Origin of the sequence: Janthinobacterium sp. B9-8, assembly GCF_000969645.2 — a bacterium.
Lineage (GTDB): Bacteria > Pseudomonadota > Gammaproteobacteria > Burkholderiales > Chitinibacteraceae > Iodobacter.
The window spans coordinates 3,277,431-3,302,256 of sequence record NZ_CP014222.1 but is presented as its reverse complement, the minus strand read 5'-3'; the positions used below and the strand labels follow the sequence as shown (position 1 = coordinate 3,302,256).

The window sequence follows — 24,826 nt, the reverse complement described above, 5'->3', positions numbered from 1 at the left end:
TTATTTCTCGGTAAAGGCAAAGGCAAGTCGGTTAAATAACGGACGGGTCAGGTAATCCAGAAGGCTGCGCTCACCTGTTTTGATGACGACTTCGGTAGACATGCCCGGCTGGATGGCGAGCTTTTCACGGCTTAGCTCGGCCAGGCCTTTTTTGGTGACCACTACTTTGGCACTGAAATAAGGATTGCCGTGCGGGTCTACAATTCGGTCGGCAGAAATACTTGTTAGCTCTCCTTCCAGAATCGGTGCTGTGCCTTTATTGCCTAAGGACGCGAAGCGGATATCAGCCAGCAGGCCGGGGTGTACTTTGTCGATTAAATGCGGTGGCAGCTGGATTTCAACGACTAGCTCGTCGTTTTCCGGCACGATTTCCATCAGGGTGTCGCCGGGGCGGATAATGCCGCCGATGGTATGAATATTCAGCCCCACCACGCGGCCTGCTGTGGGAGAGCGTAAAACGGTGCGGGCCAACTCTTCTTCCCGGGTTTTAAGCTCATTATTCCAGCGGTTTAAATCACCTTGAATCTGGCTGTACTGGGTTTCTACTTCTTTGTTGAATTCCTGAGTGCGTTGCAAAATTCTGAGGCTAAGCTCGCCTTTTTGCCGGCTGGCTTGTTCTATGCGGCTGAGGCCTTCGCCGTATTCACCGGACACCTGAGCAAATAAGCGCTCCATTTCAAAAAGGCGGGTGCGCGGGGCAAAGCCATCGGCTACTAAATCGCGCAGACCGGCGATGTCTTTTTCCAGCAATTTAATTTGCTGTTTGCGTCCCGCTTCTAAGGCGCGCAGGCCGTTAATCTGCTCATTAATCCCGGCAATGGTTTGTTGCAGAATATTGCCTTCGTTGATCAGTGCCGTACGGCGGGTTACAAAAAGCTGAGATTGCGTTTTCATAATATCTTTGGCTTGGGAATTGTTCTCTTGCCGCAGTTTTTCATTAAAGGTGATTTGCGGTGCGTGCTTAAGTTCGGCACTCAGCCGATCGGCCAAGGCTTGGGTTTGCCAGAAGTTATTTTGCACGGTGGATAAAATGGCATTAATTTGTGTTTGATCGAGCAAGATCAAGGGCTGGTTCGCGGCCACCTCTGCGCCTTCTTTGACCAGAATTTTAGCCACCATGCCGCCTTGTAGATGCTGGATCGCCTTGCGTTTGCTCTCTACGCTGACCACGCCATTGGTGGGTACGCCTTCATCCAGCGGGGCAAAAGCGGCCCAAAGCAGAAAGCCCCCCAGACCAAACAAAAGAATAAACAAGCCTAGCCGAGTGACAGAGCGGGTGTCGGTGAGCGAGTTATCAACGTCTAATATCGGTTCGGGAGAGATTTGTTTGGCAAGCTTTAACATGATGCAGCCCTCATTTGCGTGGGTTTTTGGCGGGTTTCACCCGCGTACAGACTGTTGTTTGGCCGTTTTTATAGGAGGGGTGAAACTCGCGAGTAATGCTAAAAAATACGTGGGTTTCATCCGCCCTACGATGATTCTAAGATTGCTGTTCTGCCATCGCCGGTGCGACGGCTGGCGGTGGGTTGAGCGCAGCTAAAACTTGATCTCGCGGGCCGTAATAGCGCAAGGTGCCATCGGCGATCACCAGTAATAAATCAACCACGGCCAGTACGTGTGTGCGATGGGTGATGAGCACGATGGTGGCTCCGGCTTCTTTGGCTTTTAATATGCCTTGCACCAGAGCGCGCTCGCCCAGCTCATCCAGATTGGCGTTGGGCTCGTCCAGTACAATCAGGCTGGGATTGCCGTACAGGGCACGGGCTAGGCCGATGCGCTGGCGCTGGCCGCCGGATAATCCTGATCCGCCTTCGCCAATGGCCGTGTCGTAGCCCTTGGGTAGGCGCAAAATCATTTCGTGTACATCGGCCATTTGCGCTGCGGCGACGACTTTTTCGCTGTCTATTTCGCCAAAGCGGGCAATATTTTCGGCGATGGTGCCGGAAAACAATTCAACATCTTGCGGTAGATAGCCAAGATGCGGGCCTAGCTCAGCTTTATTCCAAGTGTAAACATCGACACCATCTAGCCGTACTTTACCCATGACGGTGGGCCAAATACCGACTAAAAGCCGTGCCAGCGATGATTTACCGCTGGCGCTTGGGCCGACAATGCCTAAAATTTGCCCTGCTGCCATGCCAAAATTGATGCCCTTAATCACCATATTCTGCGTGCCAGGAATTACGGCCGATACGTTATCGACTAAAAGCTGGCCGCTAGGGCGGGGCAGGCTCATCCCTATAGGGCGAGCAGGGAAGGTGGCCATGAGTTCTTGCAGGCGAGAATAAGCTGAGCGCACGCTAATAAATTGCTTCCATGTGCCAATGGCTAGTTCAATGGGCGCTAGGGCCCGGCCCATTAAAATAGAACCGGCAATCATCGCGCCCGGTGTGGTTGAGCCTTCAATCACCAGCAGGGCCCCCGCGCCTAAAATCAAAGATTGCAAACTAATGCGGGTGAATTTGGTAATCGCCGAAATACTCCCCGCTTTATCACTGGCTTCGCCTTGCAAGGCCAAGAATTTACCGTGGTGCTTATACCAGCGCTGCATCAGCCCATCGAGCATGCCCATTGCCTCGATGACCTCGGCATTACGTAAATTATTATTAGCAAATCGAGTGGCTAAATTGGAATGGGTACCTGCTTCGGCTATGGGTTTTTTACTGACTAATTCGGTGATATAGGCAAGCCCAGCCAAGAGCACCGCGCCTACTACCGCTAGCCAGCCCAATAAGGATCCAAGCATAAATAATACGGCCAGATAAATAGGGGCCCAAGGTGCATCAAAAAAGGCAAATAAACCTTGGCCGGTTAGAAACTGGCGAACATTATTTAAATCGGCCAGTGCAAGGCCTGCATCACTATTGCCCGCTCTTAAATTACGCTCAAAAGCGGCTGTAAATACCCGCGCATTAAGCTGTGAATCTAATTTACTACTGATCCGTACCAATAGCCTTGAGCGCACCATTTCCAGTAAAGACATTAAGCCGTACAGCCCCAGTGTAATTACCGTAATCATAACTAAAGTGGTTTCATTTCTGCTGGCTAGTACCCGGTCGTAAACTTGCAGCATATAAATGGAAGGCACCAGCATCAGTAAATTAATAAAGAAACTAAATATGCCCGCTACCCAAAAATGCTGGCGTAAACCGTGTAATACACTGGCCAATTCAGAGCGAGGCTGTAAATGCTGCTTCATAAAATATCCTTTATTGAAAAGTGATTACACGTTTTCTTCATTCGTTTGGGGCGAATCTAAAGTCAATAAATACTCTGGCCATTCATCCTGATGGGTGGACTGCGCTACTTCATCTAAATTTAAAAAAATAAAACTAAGTAAATAATGGGGATGGTTATTGGTAAGAACAATTTCTCTTAAACGCTGCGAGCTAAAGCTGCCAATTACTTCAGGGGGGAGTTGTAATTGAAAGCGCAATCGTCCCTCCAAAGTAAACATCGACAAAATATTGTCTTTAATGCTTAAAGTATGGCGGTCGAAATACACCGGCGCGGAGGGTAAAAAATGTAATTTAGGCAAAGGAGATTCGGCAGGCAGATTCTTCCATTTGCTCAGTGGGTGCTCATAAAGGGTGCGATAAGCACGGCAAACTGCATAAATGGCATTACAAGCCATTTGCGCCCCTAAATCTGGCAGCTGTTCACGCAGTACACGGTAAGCTAAATGATGTAAGGTTACGCGGTGCCAGCAGCGGTGCTGCTGTGCAATCGGAGCTACTAAATTACAACCATTACAAAACTCTGCCTGCAGCGCCTGTAGCCTTTGCTGCTGCGGGTCCGTCGTTAAAAGAGGGATTGAGTATGTGATAGGCATAATCATCACTCTAGGAAAGATTTCTCCTATATGAAATGCCTATATGAAGTTTTTTGCCTACGTTTGTCGGTTAGGATGAGTGGCAGAGCGATATGCAGGCTTGGTTTAGCTTGTGAGGTTTGTAGCAGGAATTTAATTCTAGGGCCGTGTTGTACAGCTATTGTGCTTGGGGTTGCCAGGGAGCTTGCATACTTTGTGGTGTTGCGTAAGCACTATGTCTGTATTGATCTACAGTGGCTCGGCAATGATTTTGTAACCTTATTCTTTCTTCAATCTATCGTTAGCTTAAATAGTACTTATGTATCTTGCTTAGTGGTCATCTGGCTATTGAATCTTTAGGGGGCAAGCCGTTGAGCAGTGCGGAAAAAGACACGGGTTTCACCCGCCCTACATGGCTAATGCCCAGCCCCATCGCTGAGCGAGGAAAACCCCTCGCACGCGGAGGGTTTGGCCCATTTTTGGGGCTGCACGGCGTTAAAAATCGCTAATGGTACTCGTACCATGTCGCAATTTTTGCCTTGTTCAACCCCAAAACTGGGCCAAACGCAGCTGTGAATCAAACGTCAACAGACCCTAGGGCGGGGTATCGGTTTTTACACCAGCACCACATCAAATATTTCCTGGGTGTAGGCGCTTTCTACCTGCAGGTAGATGGGTTTTTGGATAAAGTCGGCGAGCTGAGCGAGGTTGGCTGATTCTTCGTCTAGGAACATATCGATCACGCTTTGCGAGGCGAGGATTCGGTATTCTTTGGCGTTGAATTGGCGGGCTTCACGCAGGATTTCGCGCAGGATTTCGTAGCAAATAGTTTGTGCCGTTTTGATTTCGCCGCGCCCCTGGCAGGTGGGGCAGGTTTGGCACAGCACATGGGCGAGGGATTCGCGGGTGCGTTTCCTTGTGATTTCAACCAGACCAAGGCTGGTAAAGGGGCTGATGGTCACCTTGGTACGATCGCGGCTGATGGCTTTTTTTAGTTCATCCATCACCGCTGTTTTGTGTTCTTCATTATCCATATCAATAAAATCGACAATGATAATGCCGCCTAAATTACGCAGGCGTAGCTGGCGGGCAATGACTTGGGTGGCTTCAAGATTGGTTTTGAAAATGGTGTCGTCAAAGGAGCGGGTGCCTACAAAGCCGCCGGTGTTTACATCAACCGTAGTCATGGCTTCGGTTTGATCGATGATCAAATAGCCGCCAAATTTGAGATCAACCCGGCGCACCATGGCGTGCTCGATTTCTGCTTCTACGGCAAATAATTCAAAGAGTGGCCGCTCGCCAACATAGTGCTTGATGCGGGGCAATACATCGGAGACAAAGGAGCCGGCAAATTCGCTCATTTTGGCGAAATTTTCGCGGGAATCGACCAGTACTTCTTCGGTTTCGGTGTTTACCATATCGCGCAAGACGCGCAATTGCAGCGATAAATCTTGGAATAATAGTGAACGGGCAGGCAGGGTGATCGATTTTTGCTGGATATCGGCCCAGATTTTATCCAGATAATTGATATCTGCTGTCAGCTCTTCGTCTGTGGCGTGTTCGGCCGAGGTGCGGATGATATAGCCTTGATGCTTTGATTCGGCGAGTAATAATTCAAGACGTTTACGCAGCTGGTTGCGTTCGCCATCGTTATCGATGCGCTGGCTGATGCCGATATGTTTTTCTTGCGGCAAAAAGACTAAAAAACGCCCTGCAATGCTGATCTGGGTAGAGAGCCGCGCGCCCTTGCTGCCGATCGGGTCTTTGGCCACTTGCACCAGCACCGGTTGGCCTTCGTGCACAATGCGCTCGATTCTTTGCACTTCATTGGGGTGCTGGCGCTGCTCGATGACATCGGCGATATGCAAAAAAGCGGCGCGTTCTAGGCCAATTTCAATAAAGGCACTTTGCATGCCGGGTAAGACGCGTTTCACTACGCCCAAATAAATATTGCCAACCAAACCACGGTGGGCAGATCGCTCTATATGAATATCCTGAACCACACCATCTTCAACGGTGGCCACGCGGGTTTCTTGTGGGGTGATGTTGACGAGGATTTGTTCTTTCATTGGGAAGGCCCTGTTTTTTTATATTTGGGTGGGTCGGTCGTAGTGGCGTTGGTTCAATGTAGGGCGGGTGATCCGCGTATTTCGCGGGTTTCACTCCAGTCTTATCAATTTAAGCTTATGCCATTGGGTTGCTGGGGATTTATAGGGTGTACAACGACGAAGTCGGAGCGCAGAGAGCGGTGCGCAAGAAAAACGATTTGCACACCCTATATAAAAACTGCAGCAAGTATTAAATCATCGTAGAGCGGGTGAAACCCGCGTATTTTTTAGTATTGCTCGCGGGGGGCACCCGCTCTACCAGATTATTTTTTCCTTAACAGCGGCAAGCACATCACCATGAGTTCGTCCCACACTTCGCCTTTGCCTATGCCCTTATTCATTTGATCGATCAGAGCGGCGTGGGCGAGGGCGGTTTTGAGTTGGGCGGCTTTTACTCTAGCAAGCGCAGGCTCAACCAGTTTTTGTTTTTCGCCCCAGATGCGTAATTCTTTAAATAATTGAGCCGTTGGCGTGCCACGTTGCTTGCCAAGACCTAAGCGATAGAGGGTGCGGATTTCTTCGGCTAGCGACCATAGCACTAAATGCGGCGCTTCGCCTTCGGCACGTAAGCCTGCCAGCATGCGGGCAAAGCGGGTGGCATCCCCCGTGAGTAAGGCTGCGCCAAGTTGAAATACATCGTAGCGCGCTACATTGGCAACGCTGGCTTGTAGATCACTTACGCTGATTTCACCCGCTGGGTGTAGCAGGGCTAGTTTTTGGATTTCCTGAAAGGCGGCCAGTAAATTGCCCTCTACCCGGTCGGCTAAAAATTGCAGTGCTTCGGGGGCGAGTTTTTGTTGCTGGCGGGCGAGTCGCGCCGCTATCCATTCGGGCAGTTGGCGGTGTTCGATGTTTTTGGCTTCGAGCACTTCGCCCTTGGCGGACAGTGCTTGAAACCACTTGCTGTTTTGGCCCGTTTTATCGAGCCGTGGGCAGGTGACTAAGGTAATCGTATCGGGCGGCAGACGCTGGCAATAGGCTTCAATGGCTTTGCCGCCATCAACGCCCGGCTTGCCGGTGGTGATGCGTAGCTCGATCAGTTTTTTATCTGAAAAGAGCGAAAAAGAATTACCCAGCATTTCCAGGCTAGACCAAGCAAAGCCGGGCTCTACGGTAAGCACTTCACGCTCTGAATAGCCAGCAGCCCTCGCAGCATCTCTGATTTGCTGCGCGGCTTCGAGCACGAGGAGGGTTTCGTCGCCATGCAGGGTGTAAAGCTCGGCAAGGCCTTTAGTGAGACGTCGGGGGAGATCATCAGGGCGCATGCTTAATCCTTACGCTGATGTTGAGTCTGCGATTTACGGCGCATCTTTCAACTTAGCCAAGGCACTGATGCGGCGCAAAATTTGCTGTGCGGCATCTTGCTGCATATCGGTGATCAAGAGTGCGGCTTCGGCATCTTTACCCAAGCTATTGTTTTCGTCGTAGCTGTAATCACGGTTGAGCTGCAATTTGCCATTTTCAATCAACTGGCGCTCGCCTGCCTGAACGCTGTAACTCACCCTATATAGCAAACGATATTCGCTGACACGACCTGCGTTATTGACGGTGAGCACTTTTTGCTCAGTGCTATCGCTCATGATATTAATCACAACAGCGGGCTTAACCGCATTGAGCGTAACGCTTGGCAGTGTGGATAAGCTTTGCTTTAGCTGCTGGGCAACTGCGCTATCGCCGATCACATGGGCTGTGGTGTATGGGAACGTACCCGGCCCAGTGCCACGCAAATGAAAGCCGCAGCCTGTAAGCAGGCTAAACAGAAGCAAAGAGATAAAGGCTTTAAGCATAGGGTTGCCTTATGTAGGGTGGGCACGTCTTTGTGCCCACGCGTGATGAATAGTTGGTTGTTATGCGTGGGCACAAGTGCCCACCCTACACACTGCGGTTTCCAGAAAAGAGTTGTGTAGGGCGGGTGCAACCCGCGTATTTTTCAGCATTGCTCGCGGGTTGCACCCGCCCTACGAAAAACATTTCGCTTAAGTTGGGTCGTCGCGTTGTGGCCGCTTAAACCACAATACTGACTAAGCGACCCGGAACAACGATGATTTTCTTCGGTGTGCCTTCGATAAACTTCTGCACATGTTCATGGCCCAGCGCCAGCGCCTCAATTTGCTCTTTTGGCGTGTCCTTGGCAACGCGAATGCTGCCACGCAGTTTACCGTTGACCTGAATCATCATTTCAATTTCGTCTTGCACTAGCGCTGTAGTGTCAACGACTGGCCAGCTTTGATTCAGCAAGTTGGAATCCGGTACCAGTGATGCCCAGATCGATTCGCAAATATGCGGCACGATCGGAGACAACATCAGCGCGGCGGCTTCCAGCACTTCCTGAGCGATTGCCTTGCCAGCATCGTTCGCTAGCTGGCCCTTATTGAGCATGCTGGAGTAAGTATTTAACAGCTCCATTACAGCGGCAATCACGGTATTAAATTGCTGACGGCGGCTGTAGTCATCGCTCACTTTGCCAATGGCAGTGTGCAGGGCAAAGCGCAGCGCTTTTTGCTCCTTGCTGATTTCGCCTGCGGCATATTTCGCTACCACGCCGGTGCTGACATGATCAAACGACAGCTTCCAGAAGCGTTTCAAGAAGCGATGTGCGCCTTCTGCACCCGCATCCGACCATTCCAAAGATTGCTCGGGTGGCGAGGCAAACATCATAAACAGGCGGGCGGTATCTGCACCGTATAGATCAATCAGCTCTTGCGGATCAACGCCATTGTTTTTGGATTTGGACATTTTTTCGACGCCCGCTACCATCACAGGCAAGCCATCGGCCTTGCTAACCGCCGAAATCATTTTGCCCTTGGCATCGCGCTCGATTTCTACATCGGCAAAGTTAATCCAGTCTTTACCGCCGTTATCCATATCGCGGTAGAACGTTTCGCACACTACCATGCCTTGTGTGAGCAGCTTTTTAAATGGCTCGTCGCCAGAAACCAAGCCTTCATCACGCATCAGCTTGTGGAAGAAGCGCGCATACAAAAGATGCAAAATGGCGTGTTCAATGCCGCCGATATACTGATCAACCGGCAGCCAATGATCAGACGCGGCTTTGTCTACTAAGCCGGTTTCGCATTTTGGTGAGGCATAACGAGCGTAATACCATGAGGATTCGACAAAGGTATCCATCGTGTCGGTTTCACGCTTGGCTGCTGCGCCGCACTTCGGACATGTTGTTTCGTAAAACTCTGGCATACGGGCCAAAGGCGAGCCAGCGCCATCTGGAATTACATTCTCTGGCAGCACAACGGGCAAATCTTGCTCTGGTACGGGCACATCACCGCAAGCATCGCAATGAATAATAGGGATAGGGCAGCCCCAGTAGCGTTGGCGGCTAATACCCCAGTCGCGTAAGCGGTACTGAGTTTTTGGCGCGCCCGCATTTTGAGCAGATAGCTTAGCCGCCATTGCGTCATATGCTTGCTCGAAATTCAGGCCATCAAACTCGCCAGAATTAAACAACACGCCGTGCTCGCCGTAGGCGTCTTGCCAAGGCTCGGCTACGTCTCTGCCTGCTGAAGTTTCAATCACGGCCTTAATCGGCAGATTGTATTTATGGGCAAAGGCAAAATCGCGCTCGTCGTGCGCAGGCACGGCCATGACTGCGCCGGTGCCGTAATTCATCAGCACATAGTTGGCAACCCACACCGGCAGTAAATCGCCTGTCAGTGGATGACGTACTTTGTGGCCGGAATCCATGCCTTTCTTTTCCATGGTTGCCATATCGGCTTCAGCCACGGAGCCGCTTTTGCATTCGGCAATAAAGGCTTGCAAGTCAGCATTGCCCACGGCTGCTGAAGTTGCCAGCGGGTGCTCGGCAGCAACGGCCACATAAGTCGCACCCATCAGGGTATCTGGGCGAGTGGTGTAAACGGTGAGCGAATCGATGCCGTTTGACGCGGCAGCCAGTGGGAAAGTCACATCCATACCGCGTGACTTACCAATCCAATTGCGCTGCATGGTTTTAACTTGCTCGGGCCAGCCATCTAGCTGATCCAAATCTTGCAGCAATTGCTCGGCGTAATCGGTGATCTTGAAGTAATACATCGGGATTTCGCGCTTTTCAACCACTGCGCCAGAGCGCCAGCCGCGCCCATCCACCACTTGCTCATTCGCCAATACGGTTTGGTCAACCGGATCCCAGTTTACTGAGCCATTCTTTTTATAAATCACGCCTTTTTCAAATAGGCGGGTAAATAGCCATTGTTCCCAGCGATAGTAATCTGGCTTGCAAGTGGCGATTTCACGATTCCAATCCACAGCCAAGCCCAAAGATTTGAGCTGGGTTTTCATATATTCAATATTGGAGTAAGTCCAAATCGCTGGAGCCACTTTGTTTTTCATGGCGGCATTTTCAGCAGGCAGGCCAAAGGCATCCCAGCCCATAGGCTGCATGACATTAAAACCATTCAAAGCATGGAAGCGTGAGAGTACATCGCCTATGGTGTAGTTACGCACATGACCCATGTGCAGCTTGCCACTTGGGTAAGGGAACATCGATAGACAATAGTATTTAGGCTGACCGGCCTTTTCGATGGCCGCAAAAACCTGATTTTTTTCCCAATGCTGCTGGGCTGCAGCTTCGATGGTAGACGGTGTATAGAGCTCGATCATGCCTAAGAATCCAGTTGTACTTTCACAAAGCCGATGATTATATCCCGAATGTTTGCGCTTCGGGTTTCATAAGGAAGTTGATATGCGTTTAGTGCTTTTAATAGGTTTATTACTTACTTCTTTTGCCTATGCCGACCCGGCCCGGGTGGAATCGGTGCAATTGCCAGCATGGCTGGAGCGGGGAGGGGTGAAAAAACCACTGGCACCGCAAATACAACTATTGCCTAGTGACCGTATTATCACCGGTGCAGGAGCAAGGGTGTATGTGCAGCTACCCGAAGGCAGCCGGGTGAAGCTGGGTGAAAATGCTAATTTACAGCTTGATCAGCTCAATGAGGCCAATGGTAAAGACGGCAATGTATTTAAAGCGGCACTGAAAATGGTAACCGGGGCTTTTCGTTTTACCACCAATACCTTGAATAAATCTGCGCAAAGAGATGTGAGTGTCACCGTATCTACCGTGACAGCGGGGATACGCGGCACGGATTTATGGGGCAAGGCCGATGTAGATAAAAACGTAGTTTGTCTGCTGGAGGGAAAAATTGCGGTTGGGGCTGAGGGGCATCCGCAGGTGGAGCTGACCGAGCCTTTGAGCTTCTATATTGCACCGCATGATAAAGAGCCCTTGCCAGTTGGCAAGGTAGAGCCGGAGAAACTTAAAAAGTGGGCCGCTGAAACCGAAATAGAAGGCCATGCAGGTGCAATCAGCCAACAGGGAGCATGGCGTATTGTGTGGGGTAGCTACGCCAAAATCGATCAGGCGTTGGCTCTTTACGATAGCTTGCAGGTGGCGGGCTATCCGGTAAAAATCCGCAGCCAGTCTAAGCGTCATCGTGTGGTGCTGGCGGGCTTGGCTTCCAAGGCCGATGCACAGGCCGTTGTTGCAAAAGTGCACCAGCAAGTGGCAACTCCGCAGGCAGAAATCGGGCGTTAGTTGATTGAAATAGAGGGTGGGCACGATAGAGCGGTGCCCACCCTCTATTCTGCTTACTTTAAAGCTTTATCCAAAGTGGCTTTAAATGCTTCTGCATTTTGAAATCCCACGGTAGAAAACTGCTCTTTTCCTTGCGGATCAAAAAAGATAATGCCTGGTGGGCCGAATAGTTTAAAGCGTTTGAGTAGGGCTTTATCTGCGTCGGTGTTCGCAGTGACATCGGCTTGTAAGAGGCGCATTTTGCCCATTCTGGCGGCAACTGTTGGGTCGGTAAAAGTAAACTTTTCCATCTCTTTGCAAGACACGCACCAGTCGGCGTAAAAATCGAGCATGACGGGCTGCTTGCTGTTTGCCAGCTTCTCTTCCAAATCAGCAACCGATGTGACGCGCTCAAACTGGCTGTGCGGGGCAGCAGCTTGTGCAGCTATCCCTTGAAAGCCTTGTAGCGGCTGCAATGGATCACGGCCGCCACTTAAAGCACCGATCAGCATGGCGGAGCCTGCTAATAAGGCAATGACGCCCAAGCCTTTGCAAAAACGTGGCCAGCCTGCGGTGTGGGGAGGGAGTGGATCGAGTGCATGCAAGAAAACGGCCGAGATAATTAGCAAAGTGCCCCAAGCCAGCATGGAAAAGAGAGCGGGTAATACCGGGGAGACCAGCCAGATGGCCACGCCTAGTAGCAATACGCCAAATACTTTTTTGATGTTTTCCATCCAGCCGCCAGCGCGGGGCAGGGCAGATGCGGCGCAGCCGACAATAATCAGCGGCACGCCCATACCGAGCGCCATTACAAATAAGGCCACGCCACCGAGCAAGGCATTATGTGTTTGCGCAATATAAAGCAGAGCGCCCGCCAGTGGTGCTGCTACGCAGGGGCCGACAATCAGCGCCGATAAGGCTCCCATAATCAGTACGCCAAGCAGGGAGCCGCCTTTTTGCTGATTGGCGCTATTGGATAATTTGCTTTGCAAGCTGGCAGGCAATTGCAGCTCGTAAAAGCCAAACATCGATAAAGACAGCAGTACAAACACCATGGCAAAACTGCCTAACACCCAGACATTTTGCAAGGCGGCAGAGAGGAGCGAGCCGGATAAGCCTGCGGCAACCCCAGCCAGGGCATAGCTTGTTGCCATGCCTAATACATAGGCGAGAGATAAGATCAGTGCACGTTTCTTGCTGATGGCCTTGCCCTGACCCACGATAATCCCCGACAAAATCGGCATCATTGGAAAGACGCAGGGAGTAAGCGCCAGCAGAAGGCCGAAGCCAAAGAAGCTAAGTAGGATCAGCGGTAAATTGCCGCTGCCTAACAGGCTAGTCACCGAGTCGGTATCGGGTGCTTCTTCAACTGGGGCCGTGGTGGCTGCCGCTTGAACAAGGGGAGCTTGAATACTTGTTTCAGCGACGGCCACAGTATCTGGCGTGATCGCAACTGCTTGCACTGGTGCAGGTGTCGCTTCTACGAGCTTGGCTGGAGCGGCTGGCAGTTTAATATCTGTTACTAGCTTGGTTGTGGCGGCTGGTAGTTTGATATCAGCAACTTGGGTAATGGGCGGATAGCATAGCCCTGCATCGGCGCAGCCTTGTGAAATCACCGTCAGCTTAAACGAAGTAGCGGCCGCGTTTTTGATTTGAATCGGCAGCAGCACTTGCTGGCGATACGTTTCTACTTTGCCAAAGTTAGGATCATCATGGCTCAGCGAGGGAGGGAACTTGGGCGCTGCCAGCTCTACACCAGAATCGGCCGATATTTTAAGTTTGTTTTTATATAGATAGTAGCCGTCTGCAATGGCAAAACGCACTTCTACCGTTTGATGGTCTTTAGCTTTGGCACTCATTTTGAGCGCTTGTTCAGGCTCTAAAAAAACCGGATCCTCGGCCCAGGCCTGACTAAAGCTCAGTGCCAGAAGTGCGGCGCATAGCGTGCTTTTAATGGTTTTAAACATGGTTTCTCTGTTGAAGCGTGTTGGGTGGGGACAAGCTGCGACGCGAATTAAATCTAAATACGTTTTCATTCTCAAGCCATGGTTTTCGGAGTGTGTGAAACGACGAAGTCGTTGCGCACCAAGAGCTGGCGCGCAAGAAAAACACGCGCACACCTTAAGCAAGATCACTTATTTAATCTCTTAGCGATATCCTGCCACAGTATAAAGCTTATCAACCACGTAATTTAACGCCGGAATGTCAATTTCAAGAGCGCGTTTGTTGAGGCAGCGCTCGCTGACTGTGTAGCCTGCACCGTAGTACTGGCCGCTGTTCCCGTTAAAGTGGCGCTGCCATTGGCATTAAGCTGCAGATTCAGCTTACGTGGCGCGCCATTCGCATCCAGTTTTACCCATGATTCGATTTGTACGTCGCCACTTTTGAGCAAATCAGCCTAGCTGATTCCGGCTTGGGCATTGCAAGTGCTTTGACCGGCAAGGGTAATGCTTGCGCGGTTTTTGCGATCAGGGACGAGTGGGTTTGCGAGTGGCCATTTACAGAATAATATTTATTCTCATTAGCAATAAGCTATTTCACTGTCAAATTAAAAGGCGTGCATTAAATGGTGCAGTGCGGTGTTTTTGCTTTAATTGAGTCATTGGTCAGTAAAATAGAGGCGTTGCAAGCTTTAGGTGAATTATTACCGCACCTTAAACGCGCGCTTTATCTTGCAGTGCATCATTTTGGCGCTAGGTAGATCGCTGTATCATTTCTGCACTAAAAGCGTTTTTCTTGCCAAAGAAGGTGCTGATGAGCCGCTGGGTTGCTTGTTTTTCTAAAATAAAGCAGGGCACGTTTATTGCTGGATGAGCCCTATCCCTCTGCTATTGGCTTTATTATGCTGCGCATACTTTTAGTCAACGAAAGTCCAAAATCATCGAAAGCGCTGGGGCAAGCCTTGCAAGATGACGCTTATACGCTGCTGCCAGAGCTCAATAGCGCTAGCTGCCTATGGCAGGAAGCCAAAAAATCCCAGCCCGATCTGATTCTGATCAATACCTGCGTCCCCTCTCAAACCCTGCTTGAGCAGCTGCAAGCGATGCGTGGCGCTGTGCCGGTATTGATGCTTGTAGAAGGGCTGAATCAAGTGCAGATTCAGGCCTCTTTGCAAGCAGGGGTAAGCCATCTGATCGATTGTTTTGCAGCAGAAAAATGGGCAGGCGCGGTGATGATGGCTTTTGCTCAATTTGAGCAAAGCAAAGCTTTGCAGCAGCGAATTAGCCTGCTTGAGCAGCAATTAGCCGATCGAAAAGTGATCGATCAAGCCAAAGGCCTATTGATGGATAAACGCCGCTTAAGCGAAGGCGAAGCCTACGAAACCCTGCGTCGCCAAGCCATGAAACAGGGCATGAAGCTGGGGGATGTGGCAAGGCAAGTCTTGGCGATGGCGGATTTGCTGGGGTGATACGCCGTGTCTTTTTTTGCGCGGGCAAGATAAAGCTTTTTACCCCCCCTACAAAGTCTGTTTTGTGCAAATCCTGTGCAAGTCTATGTTGCGCTGCGTCATTCTGGTGCGGTGCATTCTTTTCTTTTTGGTGCGGCCTGAGGGCTTTTTATTCTATCTGTTTGATTTTTATGTGTTTTTGTTTGTTTGTTGCGGCTGGCATAGCGTTTGCTACGTAATGATATAGGGCCAGTAGGCCCACAAAGATTCAAAGCTTAGTGCAATGATGCGCTGGGTGTGGGGAAGGTCAATGGCGGCCCATCTCCCTCGAGGACAACGGCGTCCCTCCACGATTGTGGCGGGACGCTTTTTTTTTTGCAGTCTTTCTAGAGGTAGACATCATGGATCGTAGCTTTTGGCGTTCAGGCCATACTCCCACTCTTCTTACTGCTTTTCTCTATTTTGATCTGAGTTTTATGGTCTGGTATCTGCTTGGCCCCTTGCAGATACAGATTGCCACGGCGCTGAGCTTATCGACCAGCGAGCGTGGCCTGATGGTGGCCACGCCCATCTTGGCGGGGGCTTTGCTGCGCTTGGTTTTAGGCGTGTTTGTGGATCGCATTGGTGCCAAGCGCACGGGGTTTTTTGCGCAGCTGATTGTGATTTTTGCGCTGTTAAGTGCCTGGCAGCTCGGTGTGCATAGCATGGCAGAAGCGCTGCTACTGGGTGTGTTTCTAGGCTTTGCAGGCGCTGCATTTGCGGTGGCTTTGCCGCTGGCTTCCCGCTGGTATCCACCGCAGCACCAAGGCACGGCGATGGGGATTGCCGGGGCGGGCAATTCTGGCACCGTGTTTGCCGCGCTGTTTGCGCCGGTGTTGGCGATTATATTTGGCTGGCAAAACGTGTTTGGCCTAGCAGTGATTCCTCTTCTCTTTGCCTTAGTGCTCTATACCGTGTTTGCCAAAGATGCACCTGGGTCGGTTAATCCTAAAAGCATGAGCGACTACGCCAAGGTATTAAATAATAAAGATGCTTGGTTATTTATGGGCTTTTACGCCATCACCTTTGGTGGTTTCTCTGGCTTTGCCAGCGCCTTGCCCGGCTACTTTCATGATCAATTTGGCTTTGCACCCAAAATGGCCGGCTGGTACACCGCGGCCTGTGTATTAGCAGGCTCGGCGATGCGCCCGCTCGGCGGTGTGATCGCCGACCGAATCGGCGGTACTCGCACCCTGCTAATTGTTTATGTTTGCTCGGCTGTGTTGATTGGCCTCACCGGCCTTGGCTTAGGCGGATCTAGCGTGGCCGTTTGCCTGTTTGTTGGCGCGATGCTCTGCCTTGGGGCGGGCAACGGTGCGCTGTTTCAACTGGTGCCACAACGCTTTGGCAAAGAGCTGGGCGTAATGACCGGCCTGATCGGCATGGCCGGTGGCGTAGGCGGCTTTGCACTGGCAGCGGGCCTTGGCATGGTGAAACAAGCCACCGGCAACTACAGCCTGGGCCTGTGGCTATTTTCTTTTCTATCCCTCATCGCATGGTACGGCCTCTCCGGCGTGAAAGTACGCTGGCGCAGCGCGCTGGGCGGTGATTTGGCTCAGGCAAGGATTTAAGAAGTTTTAAAAACGCTGTTTTGATCTGTGCTGAACAGGTAATTGAATGAGCTAAATCTTGGACCACAGAGGACACCGAGCAGCACAGAGTTTCACAGAGGAAGGCATCTATCGTGAAGAGGACTCTGCGGTGGAGGCACTTAAAATATTTGATTTTCTCTGTGTAACTCTGTGCCCTTTGTGCTCTCTGTGGTTCAAGGTTTAGCAAAATATATAAATAACATTTATGTAAAGGATCCAGCCATGACTAAACCCAAGCTTGTCGTTGTCGGAAACGGTATGGCCGGTATTCGTACGGTGGAGGAGCTGTTGGCTCTTGCGCCTGATCGCTACGACATCACCGTGTTTGGCGCAGAGCCGCATCCTAATTACAACCGTATTTTGCTCAGCCCAGTGCTGGCGGGTGAGCAGACTTTTGATCAGATCGTGCTCAATCCTTTGAGCTGGTATAGCGACAACCATATCACTCTGCATTTGGGCAAAACCATTGCCAAAATTGATAGGGTGCGGCGGGTGGTTATTACCGAAGATGGCGTGGAGGAGGGCTACGACAGGCTGCTGCTGGCTACTGGCTCCACGCCTTTTATCCTGCCTGTTCCGGGCAAAGATTTAAATGGCGTGATTAGCTACCGCGATATTTATGACACCGAGGCGATGATTGCCGCTGCCAAAGTTAAAAAGCACGCCGTGGTGATTGGCGGTGGTTTGCTAGGGCTGGAGGCCGCCAATGGCCTGATGCTGCGCGGTATGGAAGTCTCTGTGGTGCACTTGGGTGATTGGTTGCTGGATAAGCAGCTGGATATTACGGCTGGCAAGTTATTGCAGGATTCTCTTATCGCCCGAGGTTTAAAGTTTTTGATGGGCCAATCCACCGCCGCTATTTTAGGTAACGAAGCTGGAGAAGTGGTAGGCGTGCGCTTTAAAGATGGCAGCGAGCTGGCAACTGATTTGGTGGTGATGGCCGTAGGGATACGCCCAAATACCAAGCTTGCCGAAGCGGCAGGTCTGTTTTGCAAAAATGGCATTGTGGTGAGCGATGCCCTGCAAAGTTATGACCCGCGCATTTACGCCGTGGGTGAATGCGTCAACCACCGTGGCGTGGCTTACGGCCTAGTTGCCCCCTTATTTGAAATGGCCAAGGTGGCTGCTAATCATCTGGCGCTGATGGGCTACGGGCAATACAAGGGCTCGGTGCTTTCGACCAAGCTAAAAGTCACCGGCATCGATTTATTCTCGGCCGGGGATTTTATGGGCGGCGATGAGTGCGATGAGATTGTGCTGTCTGATCCTGCCGGTGGTATTTATAAAAAGCTGGTGATTAAAGACGACAAGCTGGTCGGTGCCTGCCTCTATGGCGATACCACCGACGGCGCATGGTATTTCAAGCTGCTGCGCGAGGGCCGCATTATTAGCGATCTGCGCGATACCCTGATGTTTGGCGAATCCAGCGTCGGGGACTCGGGCGTGCAAGGGCAAAGCCGCGCGGGCGCGATGCAAGATAAGGACGAAGTGTGCGGCTGTAATGGCGTATGCAAAGGCACCATCGTCAACGCCATCAAAGAAAAAGGCCTGTTCACGGTGGATGATGTCAAAAAGCACACCAAGGCGGCTAGCTCCTGTGGCTCTTGCACCGGCCTTGTTGAGCAGATTTTGATGAATACTCTGGGCACTAACTTCCAAGAATCGCCTAAGACCAAGGCCATTTGCGGCTGCACCGATCACACCCATGCCCAGGTAAGGCAAGCGATTCGCCAGCACAAATTAGTCAGCCACGCCGAAGTGTACGAATTTATGGAATGGCGCACCCCAAGCGGCTGCGCCACCTGCCGTCCCGCCGTGAATTACTACATGTTATCGACTTGGCCTAAAGAAGCCGTAGACGATCCGCAAAGCCGTTTTGTCAACGAGCGGGTACACGCCAATATTCAAAAAGACGGCACCTTCTCGGTGATTCCACAAATGAAAGGCGGCGTCACCAACGCGGCCGAGCTGCGCCGCATTGCCGACGTGGCCGATAAATACGCCGTGCCACTGGTGAAAGTCACCGGCGGCCAGCGCATTGATTTACTCGGGATCAAAAAAGAAGATTTGGTGAATGTCTGGGCCGATTTGGGCATGCAATCCGGCCACGCCTACGGCAAATCCATCCGCACCGTTAAAACCTGCGTGGGCAGCGAATTCTGCCGTTTTGGCACGCAAAACAGCACGCAAATGGGCATAGATCTGGAAACCATGCTGGCCAATATGTGGAGCCCGCACAAGGTGAAGCTTGCCGTATCCGGTTGCCCAAGAAACTGTGCCGAAAGCGGCATTAAAGACGTGGGCATTATCGCGGTAGACAGCGGCTGGGAGCTGTATGTGGGCGGCAACGGCGGCATCAAAACCGAGGTAGCGCAATTCTTCACCAAGGTAAAAACTGCCGACGAAGTCAAAGAATACAGCGGCGCATTTTTACAGCTTTACCGCGAAGAAGCCTACTACCTAGACCGCACCGTGCATTACATCGCCCGCGTGGGCCTGGATTACATCAAGCAAAAAATCCTCGACGACGAAGCCAACAGAAAAGCCCTCTTCGAGCGCCTGCTGTACTCCCTGGAGGGGCTGCGCGACCCATGGGCAGAGCGGATCAACGGCAAAGCACGGCAGGAGTTTATTCCGATCAAGGTGCTGGCTTAGGGGGAAGAAGCGAGGCGTATTGAGTCTTGTGAGATGAGCTAAATCTTGAACCACAGAGGACACAGAGAGCACAGAGTTTCACAGAGGAAACCAAAGCGCTTATTTGAAACCAAAGCGTCATTCCCGAGTGCTTTTGTCGGGAATCCAGCGGCTCTACTGGATCCCTGATAAAGACACTCGGGGATGACGCTTTTGATGACATAACAAGCATCTTCTAAGGTGATTCTTTAAGATTTTCTCTTTGTACTTACTGATCTTTTTAGTCTGCGGTTTTCTCTGTGGCTCTCTGTGTACTCCGTGTTCTCTGTGGTTCAAGGTTTAGCAATGCTTGCATTCGTTATAAAAAGGACAAAGCAATGAATATGAAAGCCAATCAACCTTGGGTGAGTATTTGCCAAGTGACAGATATCCCCAAGCTGGGTAGCCGCGTGGTGCAGCGCCCTGCGGGCAATGTGGCGGTGTTTCGTTCTGCTGCTGATGTGGTATTTGCGCTGCTGGATCATTGCCCGCACAAGGGCGGGCCTTTATCGCAGGGCATTGTGCACGGCGAATCGGTGACCTGTCCTTTGCACAGCTGGAATATCGATCTCGCCACTGGCGAAGCCCGCGCCCCCGACGAAGGCTGCGCTAGGCGCTTCCCCGTAAAAGTCGTCGAAGGTGAAGTGTTTTTGAGTTTGTAGGCGATGCAGCTTCCTTGCGGCGCTTCTGTTCGGGAAGTGGCCATGCTAAATCTTGAACCACAGAGAACACAGAGGACGCAGAGTTTCACCGAGGAAATCGAATGCCTTGTTTGGGTTTTCTCTGTGGACTCTGTGTTCTCGTTTTCCTCTGTGGTTCAAGGTTTAGCTCTCTATGTAATTTGCTAAGAATGTTTGCCAGAAAGCGAGAAAAACCATGACCACCATAACCCGTTCTACCTGTTGCTACTGCGGTGTGGGCTGCGGGGTGTTGATCGAGAGTGAGGGCGAGCAGATTGTTGGGGTGAGCGGCGATCCGGCTCATCCGGCCAATTGGGGCCGCCTTTGTACCAAGGGTTTGTCTCTGGCCAAAAGCGTGCAAAGCGCCACTGGGCGTGCCATGTATCCGGAGCTGCGCACTAATCGATCAGAAGCTCGGCAGCGGGTAGATTGGGATACTGCGCTGGATGCGGTGGCGGATCGGTTTGCGGAGATTATTGAAGAGCACGGGCCGGATTCGGTGGCGTTTTATGTCTCTGGCCAACTGCTGACCGAAGATTACTATGTGTTTAATAAGCTGGCTAAGGGCCTGATTGGCACCAACAATATTGATACCAATTCGCGGCTCTGTATGTCGAGCGCGGTGACGGCTTACAAAATGGCCCTGGGCGCGGACGGCCCGCCAACTTGCTATGAAGACTTGGAATTAGCGCAAACGCTGCTGTTTGCTGGCAGCAATATGGCCTATGCCCATCCGGTGTTGTTTCGCCGTTTGGAGGCGGCCAAGGCGGCTAATCCTGATATCAAATGGATAGTGATCGACCCGCGCCGCACCGATACCGCAGCGATGGCCGATTTGCATTTGCAGATTCAGCCCGGCACCGATGTGGCGCTGTTTCACGGCATGCTGCACCATATTTTGTGGGAAGGCTTGGCGGATGCCGCTTTTATTCAGGCGCATACCAGCGGTTTTGCCGAGCTAAAAGCGCGGGTGCGGCAGTACACGCCCAAAATGGTCGCCGAGCTATGCGGCGTGCTGGAGGCCGACTTACTCCAAGCGGCCGAATGGTTTGGTCGCTCGCTTGCGGCGCTGTCTTTGTATTGCATGGGGCTGAATCAATCCAGCCATGGCACGGATAAAAACCTAGCGCTGATTAATCTACATCTAGCGACGGGGCAAATTGGCAAGCCCGGCAGTGGGCCGTTTTCTCTGACTGGCCAACACAATGCCATGGGTGGGCGAGAAGTGGGCGGCATGGCCACCATGCTGGCCGCGCACCGCGATATTGCCAACCCACAGCACCGTGCCGAAGTGGCGCAATTTTGGGGCGTGGACGCGGTATCGGGCAAGCCGGGCCTGCCCGCCGTGGCGATGTTTGATGCGATTAAAGCGGGGCAAATCAAGGCGGTGTGGATCGTCTGCACCAATCCCGCGCATTCCTTGCCAGATTTACCCAATGTGCGTCAGGCACTAGAAATGGCCGAGTTTGTAGTGGTGCAAGATGCCTTTGCCCATACCGACACCACCGCCTTTGCCGATGTGCTGCTGCCAGCCAGCAGTTGGGGCGAAAAAGAAGGTACGGTGACTAATTCCGAGCGGCGCATCTCCCGCGTTCGGGCGGCGGTGCAGCCGCTAGGCGAGGCCAAATCGGATAGCTGGATTGCCCTGCAAGTGGCGCAAAGAATGGGCGCGCGCTTAAAACCAGCGCACCCCGGCCTGTTCTTTTTTGACAGCCCCGAAGCCATTTTTAACGAGCACCGCGCGCTAACGGTAGGCCGCGATCTGGATATTGGCGGCCTAAGCTACGCGCTGCTGGAAGCATCCCCGCAGCAATGGCCTTACCCTCAGGGCGCAAGCACTGGGCAGGCGCGGCGCTATCAAAATGGCGTGTTTGCTACCGATACGGGCCGTGCCAAATTTATAGCTGTGGATTATTTGCCGGTGGCCGAGCCGACCAATTCACGATTTCCTTTTCATCTGCTGACTGGCCGTTTGCGCGATCAATGGCACGGCATGAGCCGCACTGGCCGCCTGCCGCCGCTCTTTGCGCATAGCCCCGAGCCAAGTTTAGAAATGAACCCGGTGGATGCCGAGCGGCGCAATCTAAAAGTGGGCGATTTGCTGCGCGTGAGTAGCAAGCGCGGCAGCCTGGTTTTGCCGCTGGCGCTCTCTGCCGATCTGGTCTCTGGCTGCGTTTTTACTGCCATGCACTGGAGCGGGCAGTTTTTAAATAGCAGTGGCAGTAATGAAATCGCCAGCAGCGCCACCGACGATAAATCGTTTCAGCCCGAGCTAAAACACGCCGCCGTGCGTATCGAAAAAGTAGAGCTGCCATGGGCATTATTAGCCGCTCGCAAAGGCGATGTATTAGCGCTGCACGCCGCCGTACAGCCGCTTTTAAAATCCTGCAGCTACGCCAGCATCAGCCTGCAAGGCCGGGACGAGCCAGTCTTGGTGCTACGCGCTGCCGCCAAAATGCTACCCGAAGGCCTCTTAGAAAAGCTCTTTACCGCGCTCGATCTTTACCCCAATCACGACGTACTCGAATACCACGACGCCCGCCGTGGCCTGCTTAAACGCGTCGGCTGGCAAGACGATCAACTCACCGGCTTTGTACTGGCGGGCGACACCCAAGGCGGCGAAGCGCTGCTGGAGCAGTTAATCGCAGGCAACCCATGGCAAGGCCCGCGCATTAATGCCTTCTCACCCTCACCAAAAAAACTCGGCAACACCCCGCGCGACCCAGTGATCTGCAACTGCATCAACGTACGCGAATCCGCCATCCGAGCGGAAGTAGCGCTGGGGGCCGATATCGCCAGCCTAAAAGCCAAACTAGGCTGCGGCAGCATCTGCGGCTCCTGCGTACCGGAGCTAAGCAGGATGTGTAATCAGGCGATTAAGGCGTGATGTGGGGAGTGAGTTAAGCCTTGAACCACAGAGTTCCACAGAGAAAAACAGCTTTTTAGTTAGGTCGTGTTTTGAAAGAAAGCCTTTTCAAGGTCAACCAATATCAACGGTTATATCGCTGCTCATAGCACGGGGCTTAAATCTCCCCTTGAAGCACGCCGAAGCGAGGAACAAGCGGGCGGGGTTTCTTTGATGCCTGTTTGAGCGAAGCGAGTTCCGCAGCCGCCGCTCGATTGTCCGCAGATGAGGGGCCTTCGTGCTGGTCGGGGTCGCCTTCTTTGCTTACTTTCTTGGCGAAGCAAGAAAGTGAGTCCCCGCGGGGATCCCGCAGCAAAATCAACGTGCCGAAGGCACTAAAACTAATCAAACCCACTGGAAAACCAATCATGAAACAAGGCAAAGTGATTTTATTAGGGGCGGGGCCGGGGGATTTGGACTTGCTTACCATCAAAGCCATGAAAGCGCTGATGCTGGCCGATGTGGTGCTGCTTGATGATTTAGCCAATCCAGAAATCGCCAGCCTTGCTCCGCAAGCTCAGCTGATTCGGGTAGGGAAACGAGGTGGCTGTAAATCGACCCCGCAGGATTTTATCCAAAGGCTGATGCGCCGCTATGCCTTACAAGGCAAGGTCGTAGTCAGGGTAAAAGGCGGAGAAGTGCTGCTGTTTGGCCGCGCAGGGGAGGAAATCAGCTTTCTGCAAGCCGCTGGGGTCACCGTTGAAATCATCAACGGCATCAGCTCCGGCCTTGCCGCCGCCGCATCGCTCGGCATCTCGCTCACCCACCGCGAACACTGCCAAGGCGTCACCTTTGTCACTGCCCACGCCCAAGACCATAGCGAGCCAAACTGGCAAGCACTCGCCCAAACCGGCACCACGCTAGTGATCTATATGGGAATGAGCCGTATCGCCCAAGTCACCACCGGCCTGCTCAAAACCCTAAGCCCCAACACCCCCGCCGCCGTAGTCCAATGGGCCAGCACCCCAGCCGAGCGCCGCTTAATCAGCAGCTTGGGGCATTTGGCATTGGATGCACAGGCTGCTCAAATGGGGAGCCCGGCGATTATTTTGGTGGGAGAGGCGATTGGGGAGGCGATTGGGGAGGCGATTGGGGAGGCGATTGGGGAGGCGATTGGGGAGGCGATTGGGGAGGCGAGGGAGAGGGGGGTGGGGGAGGCTGTTGCGGCGTGATGTGTTGAATGAGTTGGAATCAAAAAACATATCGCATTCTTGTTCGATGAAACTGACATGCTTTGTTGGCAAGTGCGAAAGCTCCAGTGTTTAGGGTGTAATATAGAGTTGTTAGGTGCCCCTTGCTGTATTCAGCGTTTTTGCTGAAGTGGTTTTTTAATATCTCAAGAGGGGGTCACCATTTTAGTATGCCTATAGCTTGTGAGGTCCTTTATGAAGTATTGCGAGCGATTTCAGGAATGCCTTACCGATCCCACAGAAGAGCAGTCTGTTGAGCGCGATCCCTTGACAGCATTCTCATATTTCCTTTCAGGCCGAGTGAACGTCCTCTGCTCATTTGCTGAGGAGATCATCGAGAACCTAGACAAGGGCTTTGCCTCGAAGTGCATAGATGGCAAAACTGTTGAGAGGGCGGAGTCACTTATGTGGTTGTGGCTTTTGGGTGCATACGAGGTGGTCAGAACAATGCACCAAGCAAAACTTTGCTTCAGCCAGCGGCTTGTTCTAGATTTGCAAGGTTTAAAGCAGGTGCTTGCAATTGCAAGAATGCCAGCCGCTAAAATGGAAAAGTCTGGCAAAAAGGTACCTGTAACATCAAATCGAAGTCCAAGTGGCTGGGACATGGTGGGACGTGATTTGTTGGTAAACGATCCAGACGAAGACGCTAGCATCTCTGCACGTTGGCTTTTGTCGGAGTTTGATCGGGTGTTTTGCTCTATCACACGATCCGATGTTCTCGCTCCTCATGAAGCGTCATATAAGTTAGTTTTACCAACCCGCGCTGAGTGAATATTAATTAACCGGGGACAGGCCACGGTTAATTTTTAAAATATTAAGCCATTAAAAAGCCATGACTTCTGCTCGTGGCTTTTTTGTTTGTTAAAGGGGCTAGGGTCGATTTATTCCTATCAACCCGCGCTGAGCCATGCTG

At 52.0% G+C, this 24,826-nt stretch carries 17 protein-coding genes; 8 read left to right on the top strand and 9 right to left on the bottom strand.

Annotation, left to right across the window (positions count from 1 at the left end):
- From VN23_RS14810 to leuS, 7 genes are all read right to left on the bottom strand, one after another.
- Window positions 1–1,344 (bottom strand): HlyD family type I secretion periplasmic adaptor subunit, encoded by a 1,344-nt coding sequence (locus tag VN23_RS14810; RefSeq protein WP_046351427.1) that lies wholly within the window; start codon window positions 1,342–1,344, stop codon window positions 1–3.
- Between the two features lie 136 nt (window positions 1,345–1,480).
- Window positions 1,481–3,199, bottom strand: a complete 1,719-nt coding sequence (locus VN23_RS14805) for a type I secretion system permease/ATPase (RefSeq protein ID WP_046351428.1) — start codon at window positions 3,197–3,199, stop codon at window positions 1,481–1,483.
- Between the two features lie 24 nt (window positions 3,200–3,223).
- On the bottom strand, window positions 3,224–3,832 hold the full coding sequence (locus VN23_RS14800) for a hypothetical protein (RefSeq protein ID WP_046351490.1): 609 nt from the start codon (window positions 3,830–3,832) through the stop codon (window positions 3,224–3,226).
- A 593-nt stretch (window positions 3,833–4,425) separates the two neighbouring features.
- Window positions 4,426–5,880 (bottom strand): ribonuclease G, encoded by a 1,455-nt coding sequence (gene rng / locus VN23_RS14795; protein WP_046351429.1) that lies wholly within the window; start codon window positions 5,878–5,880, stop codon window positions 4,426–4,428.
- Between the two features lie 302 nt (window positions 5,881–6,182).
- Entirely contained in the window at window positions 6,183–7,184 is a 1,002-nt protein-coding gene (gene holA / locus VN23_RS14790) for a DNA polymerase III subunit delta (protein ID WP_046351430.1), read from the bottom strand.
- Between the two features lie 33 nt (window positions 7,185–7,217).
- Entirely contained in the window at window positions 7,218–7,706 is a 489-nt protein-coding gene (locus VN23_RS14785) for an LPS-assembly lipoprotein LptE (RefSeq protein WP_046351431.1), read from the bottom strand.
- A gap of 217 nt (window positions 7,707–7,923) precedes the next feature.
- Window positions 7,924–10,533, bottom strand: coding sequence for a leucine--tRNA ligase (gene leuS / locus VN23_RS14780; protein WP_046351432.1), 2,610 nt, complete (start codon window positions 10,531–10,533; stop codon window positions 7,924–7,926).
- Between the two features lie 82 nt (window positions 10,534–10,615).
- Here leuS and VN23_RS14775 point away from each other — a divergent pair, with 82 nt between their 5' ends.
- Window positions 10,616–11,467 carry a FecR domain-containing protein gene (locus tag VN23_RS14775; protein WP_046351433.1) on the top strand — a complete coding sequence of 284 codons (852 nt, stop codon included), beginning with the start codon at window positions 10,616–10,618 and terminating at the stop codon, window positions 11,465–11,467.
- 53 nt (window positions 11,468–11,520) lie between these two features.
- On the opposite strand, the gene dsbD is transcribed toward VN23_RS14775, so the two are convergent.
- Complete coding sequence (gene dsbD, locus VN23_RS14770) at window positions 11,521–13,482, bottom strand: protein-disulfide reductase DsbD (RefSeq protein WP_231743267.1); 1,962 nt, start codon at window positions 13,480–13,482, stop codon at window positions 11,521–11,523.
- A gap of 806 nt (window positions 13,483–14,288) precedes the next feature.
- Here dsbD and VN23_RS14760 point away from each other — a divergent pair.
- The 5 genes from VN23_RS14760 (at window position 14,289) to VN23_RS14740 (ending at window position 22,705) form a co-directional block, all read left to right on the top strand.
- Window positions 14,289–14,855: an ANTAR domain-containing response regulator gene (locus tag VN23_RS14760; RefSeq protein WP_046351491.1), complete on the top strand. Its 567-nt coding sequence runs from the start codon at window positions 14,289–14,291 to the stop codon at window positions 14,853–14,855.
- A gap of 380 nt (window positions 14,856–15,235) precedes the next feature.
- Window positions 15,236–16,444: a nitrate/nitrite transporter gene (locus tag VN23_RS14755; RefSeq protein ID WP_046351436.1), complete on the top strand. Its 1,209-nt coding sequence runs from the start codon at window positions 15,236–15,238 to the stop codon at window positions 16,442–16,444.
- A 243-nt stretch (window positions 16,445–16,687) separates the two neighbouring features.
- Window positions 16,688–19,120, top strand: a complete 2,433-nt coding sequence (nirB, locus tag VN23_RS14750; RefSeq protein ID WP_046351437.1) for a nitrite reductase large subunit NirB — start codon at window positions 16,688–16,690, stop codon at window positions 19,118–19,120.
- Between the two features lie 356 nt (window positions 19,121–19,476).
- The gene (gene nirD, locus VN23_RS14745; protein ID WP_082752796.1) at window positions 19,477–19,800 is read left to right on the top strand and encodes a nitrite reductase small subunit NirD; all 324 of its coding nucleotides are present in this window, start codon (window positions 19,477–19,479) and stop codon (window positions 19,798–19,800) included.
- Window positions 19,801–20,014: 214 nt separating this feature from the next.
- On the top strand, window positions 20,015–22,705 hold the full coding sequence (locus VN23_RS14740) for a nitrate reductase (protein ID WP_046351438.1): 2,691 nt from the start codon (window positions 20,015–20,017) through the stop codon (window positions 22,703–22,705).
- A gap of 136 nt (window positions 22,706–22,841) precedes the next feature.
- Here the strand turns inward: VN23_RS14740 and VN23_RS14735 are convergent, their stop codons facing one another.
- The gene (locus VN23_RS14735) at window positions 22,842–23,093 is read right to left on the bottom strand and encodes a hypothetical protein (protein WP_046351439.1); all 252 of its coding nucleotides are present in this window, start codon (window positions 23,091–23,093) and stop codon (window positions 22,842–22,844) included.
- Between VN23_RS14735 and cobA the strand changes: the two genes are divergently transcribed.
- Window positions 23,089–23,895 (top strand): uroporphyrinogen-III C-methyltransferase, encoded by an 807-nt coding sequence (gene cobA / locus VN23_RS14730; RefSeq protein ID WP_231743437.1) that lies wholly within the window; start codon window positions 23,089–23,091, stop codon window positions 23,893–23,895. The two genes, VN23_RS14735 and cobA, sit on opposite strands and share 5 nt — an antisense overlap.
- A 213-nt stretch (window positions 23,896–24,108) precedes the next feature.
- Window positions 24,109–24,684: a hypothetical protein gene (locus VN23_RS14725; RefSeq protein ID WP_046351441.1), complete on the top strand. Its 576-nt coding sequence runs from the start codon at window positions 24,109–24,111 to the stop codon at window positions 24,682–24,684.
- The last annotated feature ends 142 nt before the right edge of the window (window positions 24,685–24,826 follow it).

What these genes read in the sequence shown, in the direction of transcription:
- VN23_RS14810 (WP_046351427.1), bottom strand. Translation starts at nt 1,344, where the DNA reads ATGTTAAAGCTTGCCAAACAAATCTCTCCCGAACCGATATTAGACGTT.
- VN23_RS14805 (WP_046351428.1), bottom strand. Translation starts at nt 3,199, where the DNA reads ATGAAGCAGCATTTACAGCCTCGCTCTGAATTGGCCAGTGTATTACAC.
- VN23_RS14800 (WP_046351490.1), bottom strand. Translation starts at nt 3,832, where the DNA reads ATGCCTATCACATACTCAATCCCTCTTTTAACGACGGACCCGCAGCAG.
- rng (WP_046351429.1), bottom strand. Translation starts at nt 5,880, where the DNA reads ATGAAAGAACAAATCCTCGTCAACATCACCCCACAAGAAACCCGCGTG.
- holA (WP_046351430.1), bottom strand. Translation starts at nt 7,184, where the DNA reads ATGCGCCCTGATGATCTCCCCCGACGTCTCACTAAAGGCCTTGCCGAG.
- VN23_RS14785 (WP_046351431.1), bottom strand. Translation starts at nt 7,706, where the DNA reads ATGCTTAAAGCCTTTATCTCTTTGCTTCTGTTTAGCCTGCTTACAGGC.
- leuS (WP_046351432.1), bottom strand. Translation starts at nt 10,533, where the DNA reads ATGATCGAGCTCTATACACCGTCTACCATCGAAGCTGCAGCCCAGCAG.
- VN23_RS14775 (WP_046351433.1), top strand. Translation starts at nt 10,616, where the DNA reads ATGCGTTTAGTGCTTTTAATAGGTTTATTACTTACTTCTTTTGCCTAT.
- dsbD (WP_231743267.1), bottom strand. Translation starts at nt 13,482, where the DNA reads ATGAAAACGTATTTAGATTTAATTCGCGTCGCAGCTTGTCCCCACCCA.
- VN23_RS14760 (WP_046351491.1), top strand. Translation starts at nt 14,289, where the DNA reads ATGCTGCGCATACTTTTAGTCAACGAAAGTCCAAAATCATCGAAAGCG.
- VN23_RS14755 (WP_046351436.1), top strand. Translation starts at nt 15,236, where the DNA reads ATGGATCGTAGCTTTTGGCGTTCAGGCCATACTCCCACTCTTCTTACT.
- nirB (WP_046351437.1), top strand. Translation starts at nt 16,688, where the DNA reads ATGACTAAACCCAAGCTTGTCGTTGTCGGAAACGGTATGGCCGGTATT.
- nirD (WP_082752796.1), top strand. Translation starts at nt 19,477, where the DNA reads ATGAATATGAAAGCCAATCAACCTTGGGTGAGTATTTGCCAAGTGACA.
- VN23_RS14740 (WP_046351438.1), top strand. Translation starts at nt 20,015, where the DNA reads ATGACCACCATAACCCGTTCTACCTGTTGCTACTGCGGTGTGGGCTGC.
- VN23_RS14735 (WP_046351439.1), bottom strand. Translation starts at nt 23,093, where the DNA reads ATGATTGGTTTTCCAGTGGGTTTGATTAGTTTTAGTGCCTTCGGCACG.
- VN23_RS14725 (WP_046351441.1), top strand. Translation starts at nt 24,109, where the DNA reads ATGAAGTATTGCGAGCGATTTCAGGAATGCCTTACCGATCCCACAGAA.